Genomic DNA, 20,940 nt, shown 5'->3' with positions numbered 1-20,940 from the left:
CTAGACCATTAATCCCCATCATAGGCTGATTTTTCGTTCATTTTGAATTGCACTAAGGTAATGACAAAAATGAAAATACCAAGAATCATGGCCATCGCAGAGGCATAACCCATTTGCAGGTTGCTGAATGCTTTCTGCCAGATGTAGAAGACAATGGATGCGGATGAATATTCAGGACCACCCGTCGGGGTCATAATGTTCATTTCGGTGAAGATTTGGGAACCACCAATAATGTTTGTAACAACGAGGAAAAAGGTAACCGGCTTCACCATGGGCCAGGTGATGTTGCGGAAGATCTGGAACCCGTTTGCTCCATCCAACTCAGCCGCTTCGTAATATGTACGTGATACACTTTGCAGTGCAGCCAGATACAATAACATCGTATAACCTAGACCTTTCCACACCGTCATAATAATCAGGGCCGGTTTAACTGTGTCTTTGTTTGCGAGCCAGTTAGGGCCTTCAATACCGAATAGATCCAGGAATTGGTTCACTAATCCGTAATCCCCGTTGTACGCCCAGTTCCACATGATGGACACCGCTGCGAGGGAAGAAATGACCGGAATATAATAGATTACACGGAACGTCGTTGTGCCGGGGATTTTACGATTCAGACCCATCGCCAGCAGCAATGCGAGCAACAAACCAATCGGGATACCCAGCATCAAATAAAAGGTGTTGAACATCGCTTTGTAAAACAAATCATCCGTGAGCAAATCCTTAAAATTGGCTAAACCAATAAAGTTCATCTGTCCCAAGCCATCCCAATCCGTAAACGAACCGTACAAGGAATAAAGGAAAGGGAACAGAACAAAGATCAGCAAACCAAGAACCGGAGGCAAAATAAACAAATATCCGTACAGCCTCTCTTTGCGATACAAACTAGATTTTGTAATCACTGCGCTCACCCCTGTTTCTAATATCAGCATGTTGCATGAATCGATGGATGCCTGCTTGATCAATTCATGCAACATGCCCGTATGGAATCCAAAAATGATGCCAGCAGCGTTAATAGCAGGCTGCTGGCACCGGCTTTTTTTGAAAACGGAATCTACTACTCATCCATTTGGCGTAGGCTGATTCTCTCTAGAACCTATGTTTCAATCTTTCCAGCCACATTTTTTCAGCATTTTATAAAATGCTTATTTCTGAGATTTCTTCTCTTGTTCTACTGCTTTGTCTAACAGCTTTTGCATTTTCGGCTGCTGCTGTTTCACATAGTCTGCGGCTGTAATTTTGCCATCCAATACCGGCTGAATGTCAGTGAAGAACAGGTCATACCATTCCGCATTGTACGTGTAGTTCCCTGGAAGAGAACGGCCATAATCTTCTACGATATCAATGAATTCCTGTTTATTGGCTGGTTTCGTTGAAGTATCTTTGGCCCATTCGTCAGCCATGTCGAGAAGATTCGGAATTTGCACTTTGGCATCAACCAACTGCTGCATGCCTTCTTTGGAAGCTGTGAGGTAATTCACCAACTCTGCGGCTTCTTCTGGATGTTTCGTTTTGGCCGATACACCGATACCCAGTGAACCGATCCACGTTGCGGATTTACCCGTAGAGCCCGCAGGGAAAGGCAGTAAATCATATTCGAAAGGCAGTTTCTCGAATGTACTCATATCCCATGGACCTACTGGGAAGAAAGCCATTTCTCCTTTCATCCAGCGTTGGTACGTATCCAATGTCTGCGCTTCCTCAATAGAAGGCGTGATTTTGTATTTATTTTGCATGTCCGCAAAGAACTGCAATGCTTCCGCGAATTTCGGATCATCAATGGTTACCTTTGTTTTGCTATCATCCAACCAGTCTGCACCATTGCTCCATACGAAGGACTGCAGCGCCCATTGTACGTTGAAGCCTGTACCAAATACGTCCGGTTTACCGTCTCCATTCGTATCCTTGGTCGCTTGTTGGTTGACCTTGATGAATTCTTCCCATGTGTAAGGCTTGTCCTTATCAGGGAATGGGATGCCCTCTTTTTCAAATAATGTCTTGTTATAACCGAGTGCAAACGGACCCAGATCTTTCGGCATTCCGTAGATATCGCCCTGACCTGCCATTTTGCCATCATAGCGATACAAGTCCAAACCATATTTCCAGATGTTATTCAGATCTACATCCGCATTATTTTCAACGTAAGGTGTCAGATTCATCAACACATTGCTGTTCACATAGGCTTTAATATCGCCAGGGTTAAAATAGAACACGTCCGGCAAGCTGTTGCCTGTAATGGCAGCTCTCAATTTGGTTGCGTATTGATCCGCAGCTGTAACGATAATTTTAACTTTGACACCTGGATGCTCTTCTTCGAATTTCTTAACAACGGCTTGATATGCCTTCTGTTCATCCGTGCCGCCCCGGAACATAAATGTCAATTCCTTGTCCCCGCTTGAACCGCTGCTTCCTCCGCAACCCGCAAACACGAGTGCACTTACCAGCATTAGAAGCATAAGTGTGACTAAACTCTTTTTCTTTACCATCTGAACCCCTCCTGATCTGGATTTGTAACCGTATTCAATTAGGTGAAATAAGATTTCTGTTGTTAAATTTATCAAATCCAGATCACTTTAGTCAATACTTTATTAAAACATTTTATATTTATTTAAAACAAATCAGTACGTTGGCCATCCGCTGGAATCCCACAGCAAGTCGTTGATTAGTAATTTCGGATTGCCGTTATCGTCAGCATCGTAAGCGTGGCGCGCAATCACATTACCGTTATACACATCCTGACCGCCCGGTCCTTTCCACTTGGCATTCCCCGAATCCAATATGGTTCCGCCGCCATTCAACATGTTCACACCGTTTTTGTCCACATACGGACCTGTAATACTCGTTGAACGTCCATAGACCATTTTGTACGTGCTATTCACGCCCTGGCAGCAGGAATCAATCGAGGCAAACAAGTAATAATAACCATTACGGTATACAATACTTGGTGCTTCGATGGCCCCGCCATTATTCGGACGCGCCGCAATGGAGGAGATGCTTCCAGTCGGTTTCATCGTGGTTTTGTCGAGCTTCACAATCTTCAGACCGCTCCAGAAAGAACCGAAAGCGAGCCACGGGTTGCCTGAAGCATCGATGACCAGATTCGGATCAATAGCGTTATAATCGTTGGCGGTTGTGGTTTGAAGCACTAACCCCTCATCCTTCCACTGGCCTGCTCCAATGCTGGTTGCAGACGCAAGCCCGATCGCCGATCTGTTGGAGCCAAAGGTAGAGATAGAGTAATAAAGCCACACTTTTCCGTTATACTGCTCAACGTCAGGAGCCCATACATCCAGACCACTCTGTCCCGGAACGGCAGAGGCCCACCAGGATGGCTTGCTCAGAAAAATCTGCGGAACGCGGTACCATGAGGACCCGTTATCCGATTTCAGTACCTGAATGCCAGCACCGGTTGAAAAGGTATACCATGAGCTGCCTTCTTTGATGATGGATGGATCGTGGACGGCAATATCGCCGGTCAGATTCCAAAATGCCGCGAATGCCCTGGACTGGCCCGCCAATAGCAAAACAAGTACAACCAGTGCAGGTAATGCCCAACGTTTCTTCCTGAATCCTGTCATTCCTTTGAACTTTTCCAAACCGAATTCCACCTCTCCTGATCAAATAGTTAATTTGGTTCATGAAGTATTAAATCAATTTAGGTATACTAGGATTATAAAAGCGGTTACATTACATTTCAATGGTATATTTCAAATATATATGAAATGATTTAAGTTGTTTTTTAAAGTAAATATTCAAAATTTTATGAATAATACGCTCATTTATGCTATGTATACAAGGGATTCGGCTTTCTTTTCTCGCCCTTCCCTTCCATCCGGTAATCATTTATAATTATCTAAAACAAACCATATAAATGTGCAGAAGCCTGGATCAGAAGGGCTTTGTTCAGAACGTGGAAAGGAAAACCACCTATGATTTATATTAAAGATCTGATGTCTGGCGTTAATATTTTCAAGGCACTCAGTTCGGAAATCCGAATCCAGATTATTGAGTTGCTTGCCAAGAACCAGAGTCTTAACCTCAATGATCTCGCAACCAAACTGGGGCTCAGCAATGGCGCCATTACAATGCATATTAAGAAATTGGAAGAAAGCGGCCTGATTGAGATCAATACTGCGGTTGGCAAACATGGAATTCAGAAGATTTGTTATCTCAATGAGGAAAAACTAATGGTAGACCTGCGTTCACAGGAGATTTTTAACCGATACGAGGTTGAAATTCAGGTAGGTCATTATAGCGATTATCAGGCAGCTCCTACATGTGGTCTCGCTACCCGAGACAGCATCGTCGGTGAGTTCGATGATCCGCGTTACTTTGCTGATCCGCTCCGTATTGATGCGGAGATGATTTGGCTGGCCGAAGGTTATCTGGAATATCGCATTCCCAACTACCTTAAGCCTAACCAGACGTTCAGCGAAATCCAGTTGTCCATGGAATTGGGTTCAGAAGCACCAGGTTTTTGCGATAACTACCCTTCGGATATTTATTTCTACGTCAACGGCATCGAGATTGGCTGTTGGACGAGTCCAGGAGATTTTGGCAATACCCGAGGTACGTTCAATCCAGACTGGTGGCCACCACATCTGAATCAATACGGGATGCTGAAGCTGATCCGCATCACCCAAGAGGGCAGCTATATTGATGGATGCCGCATCTCCGATGTTACTCTGGACCAGATTGGCCTGGATTACAAAAGCGATATCCACTTTCGAATCGCTGTAACGGACGGACCAGTGAACAAACGGGGATTGACGATCTTTGGTAAAAATTTCGGCAATTACGGCCAGAACCTGCTTGCGCGTGTACTCTATAATGTGCAAGAGGAATAGATCAACGAATAGACATTGTCATCATAAAACAAAGCATTAAAACAGCCGTCAGTTGAGAAACTGACGGCTATATTCATTTCTTTCACCCAATCTCGCCAAGATGTTCTTCAGGAAGGGTGCTTACCTTGAGGTAAGTACATGTACTAAAAGTGCGTACTTACATCTCGGCAATACTCCCTTTATACTCAAGAAACATTATAGCTTAGGGAGGAAGAATTCATTTTGAAAACACTTGTCATCGTAGCACATCCCAACCTGGAAACGTCGGTCATTAACAAACGATGGATAGAAGAACTCCAACAATATCCGGAAAAATATACGATACATGAACTATATAAAGTTTACCCTGATGGACGTATTGATGTGCAGCAAGAACAGCAGCTTATTGAAGCTCATGACCATCTGGTCCTGCAATTTCCGTTTTATTGGTTTAGCAGCCCACCTCTCCTTAAACAATGGCTGGATGAAGTTTTTACGTATGGCTGGGCTTATGGCTCCAAGGGCGACAAATTGCAGCAACGCAAAGTCGCCTTGGCCGTATCTGCCGGAATCAAAGAGGCAGATTACACGGAAGAGGGCAAATATCGTTATACCCTTGGACAACTATTATCTCCTTTTGAGACGACCTTCCTTTACTGCGATGCGGATTATCGATCATTTTTTGCCTTCTACGGGGCAGAACACGAGCCTGCGGCAAATGAATTGGAACAAAGCGCACAAAACTATTTACGTTTCATGGATAACCTATAATACTCACTCCAAGCAGATCAAAAAAGCAGTATCTCCGATTCAGGAAGATACTGCTTTTTTTGATTTTTTAATCTCACAACCTGATCGTTAGCCTTGCATTAACCCCGGGGCAGACACCATATTGGCTTCTCCCCAATCACACATCATATCTAACAGTGGCATTATTGATTGTCCTCGTTCCGACAATGAATATTCAACTTTGGGTGGAATTTGGGGATATTCTTTGCGTAGAATCAGATCATGTTCCTCCAGCTCCTTAAGCATGACGCTCAATGTTTTGTGGGAAATGGTACCAATGCTTCGCTTCAATTCATTATGTCGCATCACCTTGTTTTCAGACAGCCAATACAGAATAACCATTTTATATTTACCGTTTACCAGGGACAGCGTATATCCAAAGCCGGTATCTTTTAGCGCCACGCCAGTTGGAACACAGGTTTCTCTCATACTCACCCCTCCTTCTTTCGTTCATCACACCACTGCGGATTATTATAGAGATTGCCTGTACGTTTTGGGAGACATGCCATACGCCTTTGTGAACTGCCGGGTAAAATAATTGCTATCGTTAAACCCGCATTCATTAGAAAATTGGCTTTAAACTAATTCAAATAGGCGTTACTCAACAATTCGCCCTCCATAGTTCATGTTGGGATGAATGTCTATATCATGCTACTCCATGGCCGAAAAATCAAGGTTTGCTGATCCTTGGATCGATATAATTCCTCATGTACAGAAGCAAATGAACCTCTCATAAAAAAAGCCCTTCCATAGCTTTACACCTGTTATTCTCACCGAGTTCCTCTTCTTTCATGTGACTTTCTTCCTGTTTGCTCTGAAACTTAGAAAAGATTCATTGATTTATTGGAGAAGTTCTCCTAATATTTTTAGTAGGAACACCCAGCGGCTCGGCATCATGGTAATACTTCACTGTCTTTATGAGAGCGCTATTGCTGCAGCTCTAAAGAAAAACGGGAGGTTGCAGATATGAAATGGAATCACTTCAAGTCCAAGCTTCTGCTTAAGTACACACTATCCTATATCTCCATTTTCCTTATACCTCTTGTTATTTTAACTATTATTATTTATCACAATGCTGTGGACACGCTCCGTTCAGAGATTGAACAGACCAATGTCAATCAGTTGACCCAAGCAAAAACGGTCATTGATGACCGCATGAAGGAATTACAGGACATCGCATTTCGTATCGCCTATGATGAGCAGCTAACCCGTTATTGGACTCACCATCCCTACTATAGCCGGGAATCAATTGCTGCCTTGGTCAAATACAAAGCCACCAGTTCCATTATCGATGAGCTATTCCTGTTCTTCCGCGGAGATGATAGCATCTACTCGTCTCAGGGCTCTGAGAACCTGGATGTATTCACGGGCCGCTACAAATTTAATACATGGAACAAAACGGACATGATCCGGGATTTGAATAACGTTCAGTTCCCCACGATACGACCAGCCGAACAAGTCGTTCAAGGAACCAAAGTACCCAATTCCATGCTGGCCTACCTTGTACCGATTGCACCTAACAATACGCCCGCCCACGGGACTGTCATGTACCTGATTCACGAGTCCAATCTGACGGGATTGATTGATTCCATTCTCAGCGACTACCATGGTATGACTTATATTTTCGATAATTATGGGCAGGTGTTGGCCGCCAATTATAAGGGGGAGACCATTACCGAACAGGAAGTCAAAGCTCTGTTTGAACTTGAGCCGGGAACACACAGCCTCTCCTTAAATCAAGAACCGCATTCGGTTGTATCCGTCAAATCAGACGCGGGCTGGACTTATGTAACCGCTATGCCAAGCAATCAATTTTTTAGCCGAATTGTCCATATTCGTACCTTTGTTGTTCTTGTTTTCTCCTTCATGGTGGTGATGGGCACCTTCCTCGCCATTTTGTTGGCCCGAAGACAATACCATCCGATATCAGACTTGATGGAGTTCATTCGTTTAAAAAATAATCCTGAACCTTCCACAACCAGCAACGAGTTGGAATGGATCAAGAAAACGCTGCATGATTACAGCCAGCGTGTGGACCTTCAGGAGCCCTACGCTCGTAATCATATTCTGCTTATGCTACTGAAGCATGGTCATACCGGAGAGCTCCCTTCTGAGTTTACGGATAATCTCGGCATACGCTTTAACCGATCCCATTATTTTGTTATGACCTTGGGATTGGAAATGCACGATCTTCCCCGCGGAGATTATCCCGAACAGCGTACTGTTATGCAGCTGATCAACGATATGGAACTGCCGGAGTTGTCTGCTTTTGCTTACGGCGTGGAGCTTCCACAGCCAGACCAAGTAGCCCTCATCGTCGGATTTGATGCCGAAGTCGGGCATGAATCCAGCTTGAATGCTCGTATGGAGTCTATTGTTGAATCACTACAATCGATGGTGGCAGAGCACGTCGGAGTTGCTCCCGCGATCGGGATCGGTAACAGCTATAGTTCTCCATTGCAGCTGAACCAATCCTATATCGAGGCATCAACTGCGCTGGAAGCATCCATGCTGCACGGACAGGGCAGCAGTACCTTCTTCAACGCCCTTTCCGGCTCTAGTGAACAGGATTCTTCCTTCTGGGTACCTAAGGATGTGCTGCTGAAACTAGTTCAGAGCTTGAAACAGGGCAGTTACGATGTGGCGGTACAGATGGTATCAACTGCGTTGAATACCCTGAAATCCGAAATGCCGTCTGTACCATTGCTGCGCTGCATCTGCTTCGATATTCTGAATACGATGCTCAAAACGGCCTCGGAACTTGGCATTCATCACGTGGTTAATCAACTTCCAAGGATCACTTCCTACGACTCGTTAGAGGATTTGGAGAAAAAACTGACAGGACTTGCTGCCGAGATCTGTGCTCATGTCGAGGCGAAGAGCGAGACGGAAGAAAGCTCCCTGATGGATGAAATCGTTGCTTATATTGATGCCAATTACTCCGATTATGACCTCAGCCTGGGTACGATTTCATCGAAATTCACGATCTCTTCATCGTATTTCAGCCGTTCCTTCAAAGAGAAGATCGGCATGAACTTTACCCAATATATCTGGCAGAAACGGATGGATGAGGTTATCCGACTGCTGCTGCATACGACCGACCCGTTAAAAGATATTATCACTCGCGTCGGTTATCTGGACACACCGAACTTCATCCGTAAATTCAAGAAAGAGACGGGTTATACCCCAGGGCAGTACCGCAAAATGCACCGTCCCAATGACTCCTCCGATTCCCCGGAAGATGACGACGAAGAATGTCTTGGATAATGGATGGATTCGTAAAATAAATAGAAACCTCCCAGAACCTTTTGGTTAGGGGAGGTTTTTGTATGTTTTTGGCTCATATAGGCAAGCCGATCCTTGCAACCAACTCTCTTCTTCTATTTCCCTACCGGAACATCTTGAAGCCCTTGATGTATTGCACCCAGCAGACGATGGGTCGGATCACAGCCGTATTCCCAGAACATAATGCCGGCCAGGCCCTGATCCTTCACGTAATCGCATTTGCACTGAATCGATTCTTCATCATCATAAGATATTAGGCTCGACCCATTAAAGAGAAACGGTGCACAGGCTTCCTCATCCCAATAACGGACGTAACCATTCTTGTTGATGTACTTCGCTTCCAGTTCGGCAAATGCCGGACCATAGCCGCCTGTGCTACCAGCCATTTGGTGAAGACCGTGGTTTCGGTTAGGAACCTCAGTCCAGATCCGTGAGTAGAACGCAGCGCCGATAACTATCTTTTCCTTCGGAACGCCGGCACGGATGAACAGGTTCACGGAAGCATCAGTACTAATTCGGAACAGATCTCCGGTTGGCGTATACAGATTCGTATGATGTCCGGTCAGAACCTGAAAACCGCCGCGCATATCATAGGTCATCAACTGCACAAAGTCCAGGTACTGCTGCACCTCAGCCATCTCTGTACCGTCGACGTAGTATTGATCAGCCCCTGCCGCAATGGTGAGCAGATAATGACGGCCATCCTCGGAGCCCTTGGCATCCAGTGTTTCCCGGATCGTCTTGAGAAGTAAGGTGAAATTCCTTTTGTCATCACGACTGGATGCGATACCGGCTTCACCGTAAGAAGGATACTCCCAGTCCAAATCGATTCCGTCAAAAGGGTACTCCTCCAGCACCCTAACCGCTGATGCGGCCATGCTGTCCCTCCCCGCTTGGGTTGAGGCGGCTTCAGAGAAACCACCAGCGCTCCATCCGCCAACGGACAGCAGCACCGTTAGATTCGGATGCTTCCGCTTAATATTACGGATAACCTCTCCGTTTTTTAAATGCTCGGTGGTGATTTCATCATTCTTGACATGTCCAAAGGCTACATTCAGATGGGTCAACTTCAACAGATCCTCATCCGTCATGTCGGGAAGAACAGAATCGACGACATAACCAGCAGCAATATATTTCGTCATCCTCTTCACTCCGATCCATTCAATGATTGAAATATCGCAGCAGCAATCTGCAGAGCTTCCTTGCCTGTACCGATCTTGTACCCAGAGGCCGAGTATCGGATTTGATCCTGATTATCCAGCACGAACAGATGCGGATAGCCCGCTTCGTGAGCGGCTGGTTTCGAGATGAAACCAGACAAGGACGCATAGCTGGAATCCCGGACAAAAATCGTACGTATCGGCAGCTTCGGATAAGCCCCAGAGTCAAAGGAGGCGTTCCATTCTGTATCTCCGATTACCAGCACGATTGGCACGCCTAGCTTATCCAACGGCTCAGCCAGCTCACACAGCTCACGAATCAGATGTTTGGTCGGTTCACGTTCTGGTTCAATCCAAGCAGCAATGGCCCCCTCAGCTCCCATAAGATCCTTCAGTACCACCTCTGAACCATCCAGACGAGTCAGCTCATTGCCGGTTGCCAGTTTGCCCAGCACAGGGATGTCTACCACCGTCTCGCGATAAGTCAGTGCTACCTCTGTGGTGTCTCCGGCGCGAACGGTGCAGTAGATGAAGCGGACTCTTACCGTTCCATCTTTCAGACGGATACCGGTCGTTAAGCGATAAGCTCCCGGTTCAACCTCAAATGGATCGCTATAAACATCGGTGTGACCATATGGATAAATCAGCGTTTTGTACACACCATCCTCCAGACGGGCCAAAGAGAAATTCTCCGCATAGGATGCTGACGGCGCATCCTCCCGAGCCTCAGAATCCTTGAGAAGTTGCAGCATTCCCCAGCTTGAGCTCTCCTGATTTCGAGAAGAAGTTAGACTTAACACCGCATCCTCCCAGCCTTTGTCACTAAGATACTGCGGTTTCTGCTCGCTCGGATGCAATCGGGCCGGAATGCCCAAACTGCGGCACACAGCGACAAATAGTATATCGAGCGACAGTGGATCTCCCTTCATCAGGCTGTACGTACCTACAGGGTTTCCCTTGCCTTTCAGGTTAGGGAGATCCTCATAATACGAATAGCTCTGTTCCAGCTTGCATACAAGCTTCGAAGGATCTTCCCTGAACGCCGCTGCTTCTTCCTCGGAATAAGCATTCTGGAATACGGATCGATAAGGCACCATCATTTCATAGGAGACTCTTGGGCACAGGATGTACTTCACAAACGTCTCTTCTGCCCATTGTCCACGCTGCGAGAGTGAACCTATAAGATGATCGTCCAGTGTCGGCCGAAAAGTGTCGATCAAATCTTTTTCGTTCATCGACTCCAGCAACTGTAGTGGCCACTCGCCAAATTCACCGGAACGCCCCTCTAGGAAAGCAGCGATTTCGCGGCTGTTGCCCCGTGCCTTCTGTAGAATATCCCGTACGCGCTCCGGAGGCAGTCCAGTTGTATGAGCCAATGCAAATGCATCTTCCTCACTCAGGAATGTATCCTCATATCCACTCCGAATCTTCGTACCTTCTTCCAGGCGGCGGTTGTGATTCAGGATCTTCTCTTCTGGTAACGAAGCCACTACTTCTCCCTCCCCTTCCGGAGGAGGAACCATATCAAAATCCAAGATCCCTGATGGCTGCTCTAACGAATTCAACACGAGCTCAACATGAGCGCTGTCCTGAGCTTTGAATAGAATTTCACCCCACTTGCCACCACTAACCGCACGAATCACTAGGTCGCCATGACCTGTCTTAAAGGAAGCTTCTCCTTGTGCGTCCGTCTTGATTTCGGCGATCGGATAAAATTCAGCACTATTGTATACCTCAAAGCGGACACTCGCTTCAGACACGGGCGCACCCTGCTCATTTATCACCTTCACGCAGATGGTATGCGCTGGCGCATAGTTCTCCAGTAAATTGATCTCCGTATATCCCTTCTCGGAGAGTGTTATATCCTCCGGTCCCGGATAGTCGGCAAATATTCTCGTATTAATCAGCATGGCCCTGCGGGCTGGTGGACTGAACCATCCTTGATTCAATCCGGCTTCCGGTTCGCATGCCCCAATGTAATACCATTGGCCGTCCGCCCAGGCTTCTACCCAAGCATGATTGCTGTCACAGTGAGCCCAGCGTGGTGTGTAGACCTGACGGGCAGGTATGCCGATGCTACGAAGAGCGGCTACCGCCAGCGTGGATTCTTCTCCACAGCGGCCGCGGGCATTTCGAATCATCGTCAGTGGCGATATCGTTCGCAGATCACTGCCAATATAAGTCGCTTTTTCATGACACCAGTAATTGGTCTCCAAAATGGCATCCGCCATGGATAACTTCGCTGTCCGGTCGGCCAACTCGTCAAAGATAATGCCACGGAAATCTTCAATATTCTCTGTATTGATTCGATAGGGAAGCACAAAATGCAGAAACAGATGATCTGGTACGCGCTCCCCCCAAGGCACACGCTTGCGAATGTCCAGTGCCCGACGCACATGACTGAGGAACAGTTCCCCATCATAATCAGCCAGGTCGTTCACTGGCATGTAGGCATACACATATTTCAAAGCCCATGCCTCTTCTTCAGTTAATGGCTGCTGAAACACATGAAACAGCTTATCTTTACGGGTATCCGCAAAGTTTAACTTCTCCTGGAACTTCTGCTCGATCAGCTCCAAGGACTGTGCATCCATCGAGAACACCAAGGTTTGGCTGGTCATCGCTAGCTCACTCCCTCCACAGCTTTCCGTCTTCCCGAATACAGATTAAGGTAGTGCCATCCGAGGAAGGCGTACTAATCTGGAATAGGCTACGGGTCGTTTCAATTACAGGCTGGCAAATCAATGATTCCTCACCCATAAGTAACTTCACATCTTGTGTAAATTCACCATGGGCTTCAAAATAATTGCGTTCACGGTAATAGAGTCTGCGAAGCTCCCATTTAATTCGTTCATCTTCTGGCAGCTCAAAGGGCTGATCCGTTCCGTCATCCGAAAATACGACATATCCCCATAGCTCCGGATAATGCATGTTGATAATACCCATGGGCGACCAGACCCAGTTGTCCTCCGGATAAGGTTTGCCTGTATCCGGATTCAGCACCTTGCGGTACTCACCATCCTGCACCTCAGTCTGCCATTCCACCCGTGAGAAGTTGACACGCCAGAACTCACCCGGTGCTGGCGGACGGTTACCTTCGGCACATTCCTTTAGGCTGGTCCAGGGAATTGCGACCTCGACGCTCCATTTTCGGTTAGCGGCGCCAGGTGTGTTCAGCTCCCCATCGATATGTACGGCTGTCTTAAGACCGCTGATATCCCAACCGTTGACCGGAGGTCCACCATCCCGATATGGCTTCACCAATAACAGGTCCCATACTGTATTCAGCGCATTGATCTCGAACTCATAATATTGATGGGTATCCCCGTCGGGATCGATAAAAATCTCAAAATCATTGTCATAGAAAATAACAGAATCCCGCTCGGTCAACGTAGCCCATATCTGATCTTCAATAAGTTCGGCAGCAAAGTAGAAATAGTCGTCATCCCACAGCATTTTTACCCGAGTCTGTTTTCCGGGTTTCGGACGAAGATCCCCTTCGATATCAACGAAATCCTCCGTCCAATCGGCCGCACCCCAGAATGCCTTATCTACGCGTCCGTCCAGTATCAGCGGTTCCTGCGCACGCTTGCATATATAATGTTTGGGAGCATACTCAATCTTCGGCTCAGGTACTCCACTTTGGTTCATATCGCTCTCTCTCCGCTTCATGAGGGAGGGCATGCATCTATAGGTGCATGCCCTCCCGTAATGTTAGTTATGAGTAACAACGGCTCCTGAACCGCCGTACATTTCCAGTTCCTCGTCGAATTCGAGCTTAAGAACCGTCACCTGCTCATGTGTGTCCTCCGGGGTCATTTTGATCCACGTTGTGCCCGGGATATTGAACCAAGGCACGCCCCCATGAATCTCATGGTTAAGTTCTTTGCCCGAATGCAGCACAGTAATCTTCTTGATCTTATTGCATAGTCCCTTGATGCATACATTCTCTTTTGGATCGTCATAAACAAACAGATACAATGCCTTTCTATCCTCGGATACGGTGCTTCCCCCCAGATAATAGCGAGGCATAATACCTTCACCCGTTCCAAAGACGGCCTCTTCATGGGTTCGGATCCATTCTCCCAGCCCAAGCAGAATATCCTCCTGCCTCTTATCAATGGTGCCATCCTCGCGCGGACCGATATCCAGCAGCATATTGCCCCCCATTGAAATACAATCACAGAACATCCGAATGATCTGATTTAACGATTTGTATTTATGGTCTGTTGGCACATAGCCCCATGATGTGTTGATGGTGGTGCAGAACTCCCACGGTCCCTCTGGTCTTGTAATCGGAATGCCTTGCTCTGGCGTCTTATAATCCCCATAACCTTGAAGGCGGGAGTTGATGATGACATCCGGGTTAAAAGATTGCAGGTAATGCTTGAACTCCGGCAGATTCCACTGCTCGGCGCTTCGTTCCCAGTCCCCATCGAACCACAGCAGATCCACCTTTCCGTAATTCGTCATGATCTCTTGCAGCTGTTGGTTATTAAACTCAAGGAATTTCTCCCATTTCTCCTGATCCTGAACACCATCTACAGGACTTGAATGCCGATTGACATTGCTGAGATCCTCTGGTACCTTTCCACCTTCAAACACGCTAGGATAATCCGGGTGCGACCAATCAATCAGCGAAAAGTACATCCCTAGATGTATGCCCTTCTCCCGAATTGCTTCCGCATATTCCCTCACGAGATCCCGATTCGCTGGTGTCTGCTTAACGACATTGAGGTCACTATACTGCGTATCCCACAGAGCAACACCATCATGATGCTTCGTTGTCAGCACGGCGTATCGGGCTCCGGATTTCTCAATCAAGTCCGCCCACTTCTCCGCATTAAACTTCGATGCCGTAAAGCCGTCCAGCTGCTTCATGTACTCTTCGTAAGAGATCCTTCCATTATAGAAGGACCACGATTCCGAAACCCCGTCCACAGCATAGATGCCATAGTGGATGAATATTCCCAGCTTGGCCTCTTCAAACCATTTCTGCATCCTTGTTCACACCTCTTTCTGGAGTCCTTGTTCTTATTGGCCTGTGTTCCAGCGATCGTAGGCCCCTTGATACAGTTCAACGATACGGTCGCTGCCCATTTTTTTGATCTGCGCAATATACTTATCCCAGTTCTCAAGCGGCTCTTGGCCTGTTACGAACTTCGCTTCCATCTGCTTGACGTACGTATCTAGATCAGATAATAAAGCGGTCGCTTCGCTTTGCTCTTCATTTGTTAAATAAACGTTAGGGAATGGTGATTTTCCGATAGGCACCAACTTCTCTTGATTCTGCTGGTCAAGCCATTCATCAAATTCGGTGCGAAGACCTTTCGCTATATCCGGATCATTAATACCCGGTGTCAAAATGCCATAGTTCGGCGTGATTTTACCGCGATATTCCTCACGATCACCGCCGCCAGGAACAGGCAGCCACTCTTTTACGAGATTTTCCTTGTCTTTGAATTTCCACAGCAGACCTTCAGGACCTTGATTGAACAGGGTCGCCCCATCATAACTGTACATATAATCGATCCAACGCATAGTTGCCTCAGGGGACGGGTTGCTGCTAGTAATAGCAAAGGTACCACGTGCCGATATGCCTGGGTGTTTACCGTATACAGGTGAGTCTGCGATCTCACTCTTCACGGGTGTCATCAGCGGATGTTTTGTGCTAGGCTCGCCGCCGAGTGTGAAGTAAGGATGGTAGTCATTGAACAATGCAAGCTTGTTGCTTTCGCCTTTTGCTTTTTTCTGATCGCCGGTTTGGGAGAAGGTCTCATGATCCAGCAAATCTTCTTTCCACAAGCGGTTCATGAACGTCAGATAACCTTTGTAGCCTTCTTCTTGGTAAGGATAGTGAACTTTTCCGTCCTTATCCGCATAGATTCCTTCGTTGTACATTCCCCAGAATCCGAAGAAGTACATACGGAGATCATCCAGTTTTACAGAAGTAAGCGGAATTTCATCTTGTTGTCCGTTGCCGTTAGGGTCTTCTTCCTTAACACGCTTCAGGTACGTATATAATTCTTCCGTAGTCTTAGGTTCCTCTACATTAAGTGCTTTTAGGAATTCCCCGTTATACCACATCGGGCCTCTGTACCATACGGCAGCCGTATCAATAAATGGCAGTGCATACATATGTCCGTCAGGCGTTGTAAATGATTTGCGAACATCCGGGTTTTCGTCGAGAATCTTCTTAATATTGGGGGCGTAGCCCTCATCAATGTATTTTTCCAGTGGGATCAGAATGCCTTGAGTTCCATAAGTAACCTGCTCAGCTGGCTTGAGATCCGCAGCATAGAACATATCCGGTAAATCGCCGCTTGCGAATACCAGGTTCTTCTTTGTTTCAAAGCTGTCGATCGGCGAAAGCTGGTACTCCAGCTTGATGCCTGACAATTTCTCCATCTCTTGCAGGACTGGCATCGTGTTCCAGTCGGCAACGCCCGCATCCTGGGACATGACCTTTAACGTAAGTGGTTTGTCCACAATCGGGAATCCTTCTTTTTTGACCCCTTCGACATTTGAAGTCGCAGAACCTCCATCTTCATTGGAACCACAAGCTGCAAGCAATGCTGCGGATAGGGTAAGGCAGAGTACAATGGATGAAGCCTTGCGAAGCTTTTTCATGACGACAACTCCCCTTTTTTAGTGTGGATTATGGTTTAAGATCATCCCTTGACGGAACCGATCATAACACCCTGTACAAAGTAACGCTGAAGGAATGGATAAATCGCAATCACAGGTAAGGTTGAAACAATAATGACGGCATATTTGACCAACGCAGCAATTTCCGCTTTGGAATTCATCGCCGTTGCTGAAGAGGTATCGATAGCTCCACCGCCCTGTGCTGCCATCTCCTGAAGTACCAGGATTTGGCGAAGAAAGAGCTGCAGCGGATACTTCGAGGAATCATTTAAATAGATCATGGCACTGAAATAGCTGTTCCAGTGTCCGACTCCGTAGAAGAGCGCCATCACGGCAATGATCGGCATGGAGAGCGGAAGCACAATCCGGATGAACAACCGGGTGTTGGTACACCCGTCGATATGGGCCGCCTCCTGCAGCTCCTTGGGAATGGTCGATTGGAAAAACGTACGGCATACGATAATATTCCAGATAGATGCAGCTCCTGGCAGAATAAGCGCCCACATGCTGTTCACCATACCAAGATCCTTAATCAGCAGGTAGCTCGGGACAAGCCCTCCACTGAAAAACATCGTTACCATAAACATCGCCATGAAGAATCCACGTCCCACAAAATCAGAGCGACTGAGCGCGTAGGCTGCCGGAAGAGTGACCATCAGGTTGACGAGTGTACCTACGACGGTATAGATGATCGTATTTTTGTACCCAATCCAGATGTTGGTGTTCTCAAATACGCGAGCATACCCTTCAAACGTAATTCCTTTGGGTAGCAGCCACATCTCACCGGAGCTTACAAATTTGGGATCGCTGATTGAGGCGCTAATGATGTATAACAGCGGGTAAAGCACAATGACGAGCGCTATCGTCAGATAGATGTAGTTGCACCATAAGAACACTTTATCGCTTCTGCTTTCCTTAACCGCGGTTGACATGTGTTTTCCCCTCCTTTTACCACAAACTGTTTTCACTGGTGCGACGTGCAATTTGGTTCACCGTAATCAGCAGAATCGCATTAACTACCGAGTTGAACAATCCTACAGCTGTGGAGAAACTGTACTGTGCATCGACCAGACCGGACCGATAGACAAATGTCGAGATGACATCGGACGAACCCATGTTCAACGGATTTTGCAGCAGCAAGATTTTTTCGAATCCGACGCCCAAAATACTGCCCATATTCAGAATTAACAAAATGGTGATCGTAGGGATGATCGCTGGAATGTTAATATGCAGAATCCGTTTGAACCGACTCGCACCATCCACCACGGCAGCTTCATGCAGTTGAGGGTCCACACCCGAGAGAGCTGCGAGGTATATAATGGTACCCCAGCCTGCACTCTGCCAGACACCTGAGAGTACGTACACCGTCTTGAACCACGCAGGGTCTGTCAGAAATTGAGGGGCCTGAAATCCAAGAGCCTCCACCAAATTGACAATCATGCCTGACGAAGGTGACAAGAAGGTAATGATCATACCCGACATGACTACGACCGAAATAAAATGTGGTGCATACGTGACCGTCTGTACGGTACGTTTGAAGAAGGAGTCCTTTACTTCATTGAAGGCTAACGCCAGAATGATCGGCAGCGGAAAACCTATAGCAAGCTCATACAAGCTGATACTGAGGGTATTCCATAACAAATCCCAGAAATAATACGAATTAAAGAAGCGGATAAAATGATCGAAACCAACCCACGGGCTTCCCGTAACACCAAGCGTCGGGATAAAGTTTTTGAATGCGATTTGTATGCCGTACATCGGCCCGTAATGAAAAATCAGAAAGTATAGAAATGCTGGCGCGATAAACAGATACAACTCCCAGTTTCGAATCATCCTTCTCCATAATTTATTTTTCTTGCGGTTCGGAATCGTGTACACCGATAGGTTTTGCGACAAGGCGGACTTCCCTTCTGGCTGCATCAGTTGTTTCCTCCTTTTCTAAATGAAAATCCGTCCGTTTTGTAAGAAGAGCGAAACACTCCTGTTCAAATGTAAGGAATGAGTCCCGGACCACATTTCTATCATGCGAGGCCCTTGTTTCCCCCGCAAATTGGTAACGCTTACATACTGAGTTTATGGATCATTTCCGAATTCGTAAATATGCTATTTCGATCTTCACTCTTAAAAACACGGAAAGTACTGTTAAAACAGGGGTTTACGCTTTTGGTTCCAGCTTGTCATTGTCATTTTGGAGACATAAAACATGTGGAATTTGACCCATTTCCCTCTTGAAGTTGTCGTTTGGAGTAGCTTCGCATGAACTTGAGAGATGTCCGATCTGAATGAAAGTTGAGAAACAGACCTTAAAGTCAAAACCCACATATGTTTAGGAAAGAGCTATTCCATGTGTGTAGGTCGCATTCTGGATTCACATCGGTCATACAGGTCGCAAGGTCTTAGCATGCATAGCGCATTACCATCTTGAATGTAATAGAAGTTCCTCTTCATTGCTACTGCGTTTCGACCTCCTCCTCATGCATTTGACCTTCTAATGTCTTTCGGTCTGCTCTTGTAATGGGTGAGGCGCACCTTTTCTCTCTTGATGCTTAGGAAAAGTAAAGGATAGATTTAATTCAACCACATAAATGTAATATTATCTATCACACATTTACCACCTGCATCAAGCTCCCTTATGGCTTGGCTTTATTCTATGAGTTTCTTCCCGTCTCCGTAAATATGTCGTTTTCACCCTTGGCTACAAGGTACATAAACGTAGATAAACACTGGGTATATCCAGTCATATATGTTGAATTTGCACATGACATGGAGATCTTGAATGAATGATAATTTCCGGATCAGGTCAGAAAAAAAGCCGCTCCGTTAACACGAAGCGGCTTTATCACCTCAATAGATATTGATTTACATCTTATAAACGACAATTTTAATGTTATTTAACATCACACTAATTACCTTAATTCCACTTTTTGAATTACTTTCGAGTTACAAAATGTAACATATATAAATAGAATCAATACTTTTCAGTCGGACTAATCAAGATTCGGACTGAAAGACAGCCGCTCTCCCTACGCAAGCTTTTTCATATCGATCGTCGGTTTCAGAAAAAATAAAAAAAGCGCGCTCCGATCTGAGATCGAAGCACGCTGGCAAGGCTTGATTATTTTCCAGAAGGCTGTGCTTCTGCAGTGTATCCTGTTGGAATGTCTGTCTCTGCGGTTACATCGGTAATAACCATTGGATACATCATGTCCGGGTCAGGTTGGATAATCGTATACAGCACGATGGCACGTCCATCCTTCTCCAGTTTCACATCTTCAATCTTCAACCCATAACCAGGATGAGGCATTTGCGCGGTCAGTTTGACTTTTACCGTCTTGTCATCCACTTTGGTTGATGTCACGGTAGGCACAATCCCCTGTTGTCCTTCGCCTGGATTCGTTGGAGTCGGTTCTGTCGATCCGCCATTGCCGTGCTTATCTACAAATTCAAGTGCATTGAAGATCATGCTTGCAGCCTCCATACGGGTAAGCGACTGATCTGGCCGGAAGTTTCCGTCCTTATCCAGTTCAATGATGTCCATGTTCAGCAGGTTCTGGACCGCAGATTTGGCGTCCTTACCGATTTTATTTTCGTCCTTAATATCATTATACAGCATGATCACCGGATATTCTCCGGTTGTGTTAATCCCTTCAAGGAGCAAAATGGCAAACTGCTCACGCGTCATTTTGGCCTGTGGATTCAACTCCACCGGAATGGACAAACCATTCTGTGTTGCAGCCTGAACCGCATCGGCGTACCAAGTCGTTGGACTAATTTTATTTTGTGCCGAAGCGGCAGCGTATTCATTTTTCAGACCAAAAGCGTTCACAATCAGTTGAACACCCTGTGGCTCGGACAATGCGAGATCCGGACGAAATAGATCCGCCGTTACTCCATTAACAACACCCTTGGAATGTAACGAGTCCACAATCGTTTTTTGTCCTTCATCTTTTACATCCGAAAATGCAAGTACCGATGCACCTCCTGCCGTCAAAGACACGCAGAGCGCAAGCGTTGCAGCCAATCCTTTTTTATGTTTCATTTCTTGGCACCTCCATATTTAGTAAACCCAATTTTTGACCTCTTCAATCCTACAGACGGCAGCCCCCCCTGAAATGTTTCAGTAAAATCGACATCTGGTGAATAAATGATGGAAATACTGCATATATCCCTTACCCTACGGGCGCCGATCTGCTTTCTTTCCATTATGCTTGCTTGCTTCGTTGACATCCTTACCG

The 20,940-nt window shown here is 46.4% G+C and carries 15 protein-coding genes and 1 pseudogene; 3 read left to right on the top strand and 13 right to left on the bottom strand.

What is annotated here, in order from left to right; translation table 11 throughout:
* Positions 1-8: 8 nt before the first annotated feature.
* From BLV50_RS12440 to BLV50_RS12430, 3 genes are all read right to left on the bottom strand, one after another.
* Complete coding sequence (locus BLV50_RS12440) at positions 9-899, bottom strand: carbohydrate ABC transporter permease (RefSeq protein WP_062324023.1); 891 nt, start codon at positions 897-899, stop codon at positions 9-11.
* 243 nt (positions 900-1,142) lie between these two features.
* Entirely contained in the window at positions 1,143-2,483 is a 1,341-nt protein-coding gene (locus BLV50_RS12435) for an ABC transporter substrate-binding protein (protein WP_063564577.1), read from the bottom strand.
* A gap of 132 nt (positions 2,484-2,615) precedes the next feature.
* The gene (locus tag BLV50_RS12430) at positions 2,616-3,575 is read right to left on the bottom strand and encodes an arabinan endo-1,5-alpha-L-arabinosidase AbnA (RefSeq protein ID WP_072734463.1); all 960 of its coding nucleotides are present in this window, start codon (positions 3,573-3,575) and stop codon (positions 2,616-2,618) included.
* 351 nt (positions 3,576-3,926) lie between these two features.
* Between BLV50_RS12430 and BLV50_RS12425 the strand changes: the two genes are divergently transcribed.
* Complete coding sequence (locus BLV50_RS12425; protein WP_063564578.1) at positions 3,927-4,844, top strand: ArsR/SmtB family transcription factor; 918 nt, start codon at positions 3,927-3,929, stop codon at positions 4,842-4,844.
* 222 nt (positions 4,845-5,066) lie between these two features.
* The gene (locus tag BLV50_RS12420; protein ID WP_170867872.1) at positions 5,067-5,594 is read left to right on the top strand and encodes an NAD(P)H-dependent oxidoreductase; all 528 of its coding nucleotides are present in this window, start codon (positions 5,067-5,069) and stop codon (positions 5,592-5,594) included.
* Positions 5,595-5,681: 87 nt separating this feature from the next.
* Here the strand turns inward: BLV50_RS12420 and BLV50_RS12415 are convergent, their stop codons facing one another.
* Positions 5,682-6,041, bottom strand: a complete 360-nt coding sequence (locus tag BLV50_RS12415; RefSeq protein WP_063564580.1) for a winged helix-turn-helix transcriptional regulator — start codon at positions 6,039-6,041, stop codon at positions 5,682-5,684.
* Positions 6,042-6,083: 42 nt separating this feature from the next.
* Positions 6,084-6,188, bottom strand: a pseudogene (locus tag BLV50_RS12410) (helix-turn-helix domain-containing protein); the annotation flags it as partial.
* 390 nt (positions 6,189-6,578) lie between these two features.
* Here BLV50_RS12410 and BLV50_RS12405 point away from each other — a divergent pair.
* Positions 6,579-8,879, top strand: coding sequence for a helix-turn-helix domain-containing protein (locus BLV50_RS12405; RefSeq protein ID WP_063564581.1), 2,301 nt, complete (start codon positions 6,579-6,581; stop codon positions 8,877-8,879).
* A gap of 113 nt (positions 8,880-8,992) precedes the next feature.
* Here the strand turns inward: BLV50_RS12405 and BLV50_RS12400 are convergent, their stop codons facing one another.
* From BLV50_RS12400 to BLV50_RS12365, 8 genes are all read right to left on the bottom strand, one after another.
* Positions 8,993-10,039: a glycoside hydrolase family 18 protein gene (locus BLV50_RS12400; protein WP_063564582.1), complete on the bottom strand. Its 1,047-nt coding sequence runs from the start codon at positions 10,037-10,039 to the stop codon at positions 8,993-8,995.
* 5 nt (positions 10,040-10,044) lie between these two features.
* A complete protein-coding gene (locus tag BLV50_RS12395) occupies positions 10,045-12,678 on the bottom strand; it encodes a transglutaminase domain-containing protein (protein ID WP_090807966.1) in 2,634 nt (877 codons plus the stop codon).
* A gap of 7 nt (positions 12,679-12,685) precedes the next feature.
* Complete coding sequence (locus BLV50_RS12390) at positions 12,686-13,708, bottom strand: carbohydrate-binding family 9-like protein (RefSeq protein WP_090807964.1); 1,023 nt, start codon at positions 13,706-13,708, stop codon at positions 12,686-12,688.
* A gap of 63 nt (positions 13,709-13,771) precedes the next feature.
* A complete protein-coding gene (locus BLV50_RS12385) occupies positions 13,772-15,058 on the bottom strand; it encodes an alpha-L-fucosidase (protein WP_063564585.1) in 1,287 nt (428 codons plus the stop codon).
* Between the two features lie 33 nt (positions 15,059-15,091).
* Positions 15,092-16,687: an extracellular solute-binding protein gene (locus BLV50_RS12380; protein ID WP_064640230.1), complete on the bottom strand. Its 1,596-nt coding sequence runs from the start codon at positions 16,685-16,687 to the stop codon at positions 15,092-15,094.
* 41 nt (positions 16,688-16,728) lie between these two features.
* The gene (locus BLV50_RS12375; RefSeq protein WP_063564587.1) at positions 16,729-17,637 is read right to left on the bottom strand and encodes a carbohydrate ABC transporter permease; all 909 of its coding nucleotides are present in this window, start codon (positions 17,635-17,637) and stop codon (positions 16,729-16,731) included.
* A 16-nt stretch (positions 17,638-17,653) separates the two neighbouring features.
* Entirely contained in the window at positions 17,654-18,625 is a 972-nt protein-coding gene (locus BLV50_RS12370; RefSeq protein WP_063564588.1) for an ABC transporter permease, read from the bottom strand.
* A 1,195-nt stretch (positions 18,626-19,820) separates the two neighbouring features.
* Positions 19,821-20,744, bottom strand: coding sequence for an S-layer homology domain-containing protein (locus tag BLV50_RS12365; protein ID WP_063564589.1), 924 nt, complete (start codon positions 20,742-20,744; stop codon positions 19,821-19,823).
* Positions 20,745-20,940: the final 196 nt, after the last annotated feature.

Origin of the sequence: Paenibacillus sp. 276b (assembly GCF_900107875.1) — a bacterium.
Lineage (GTDB): Bacteria > Bacillota > Bacilli > Paenibacillales > Paenibacillaceae > Paenibacillus > Paenibacillus marchantiae.
The sequence above is the reverse complement of the archived record's forward strand: the minus strand, read 5'-3'. Positions and strand labels throughout refer to the sequence as shown.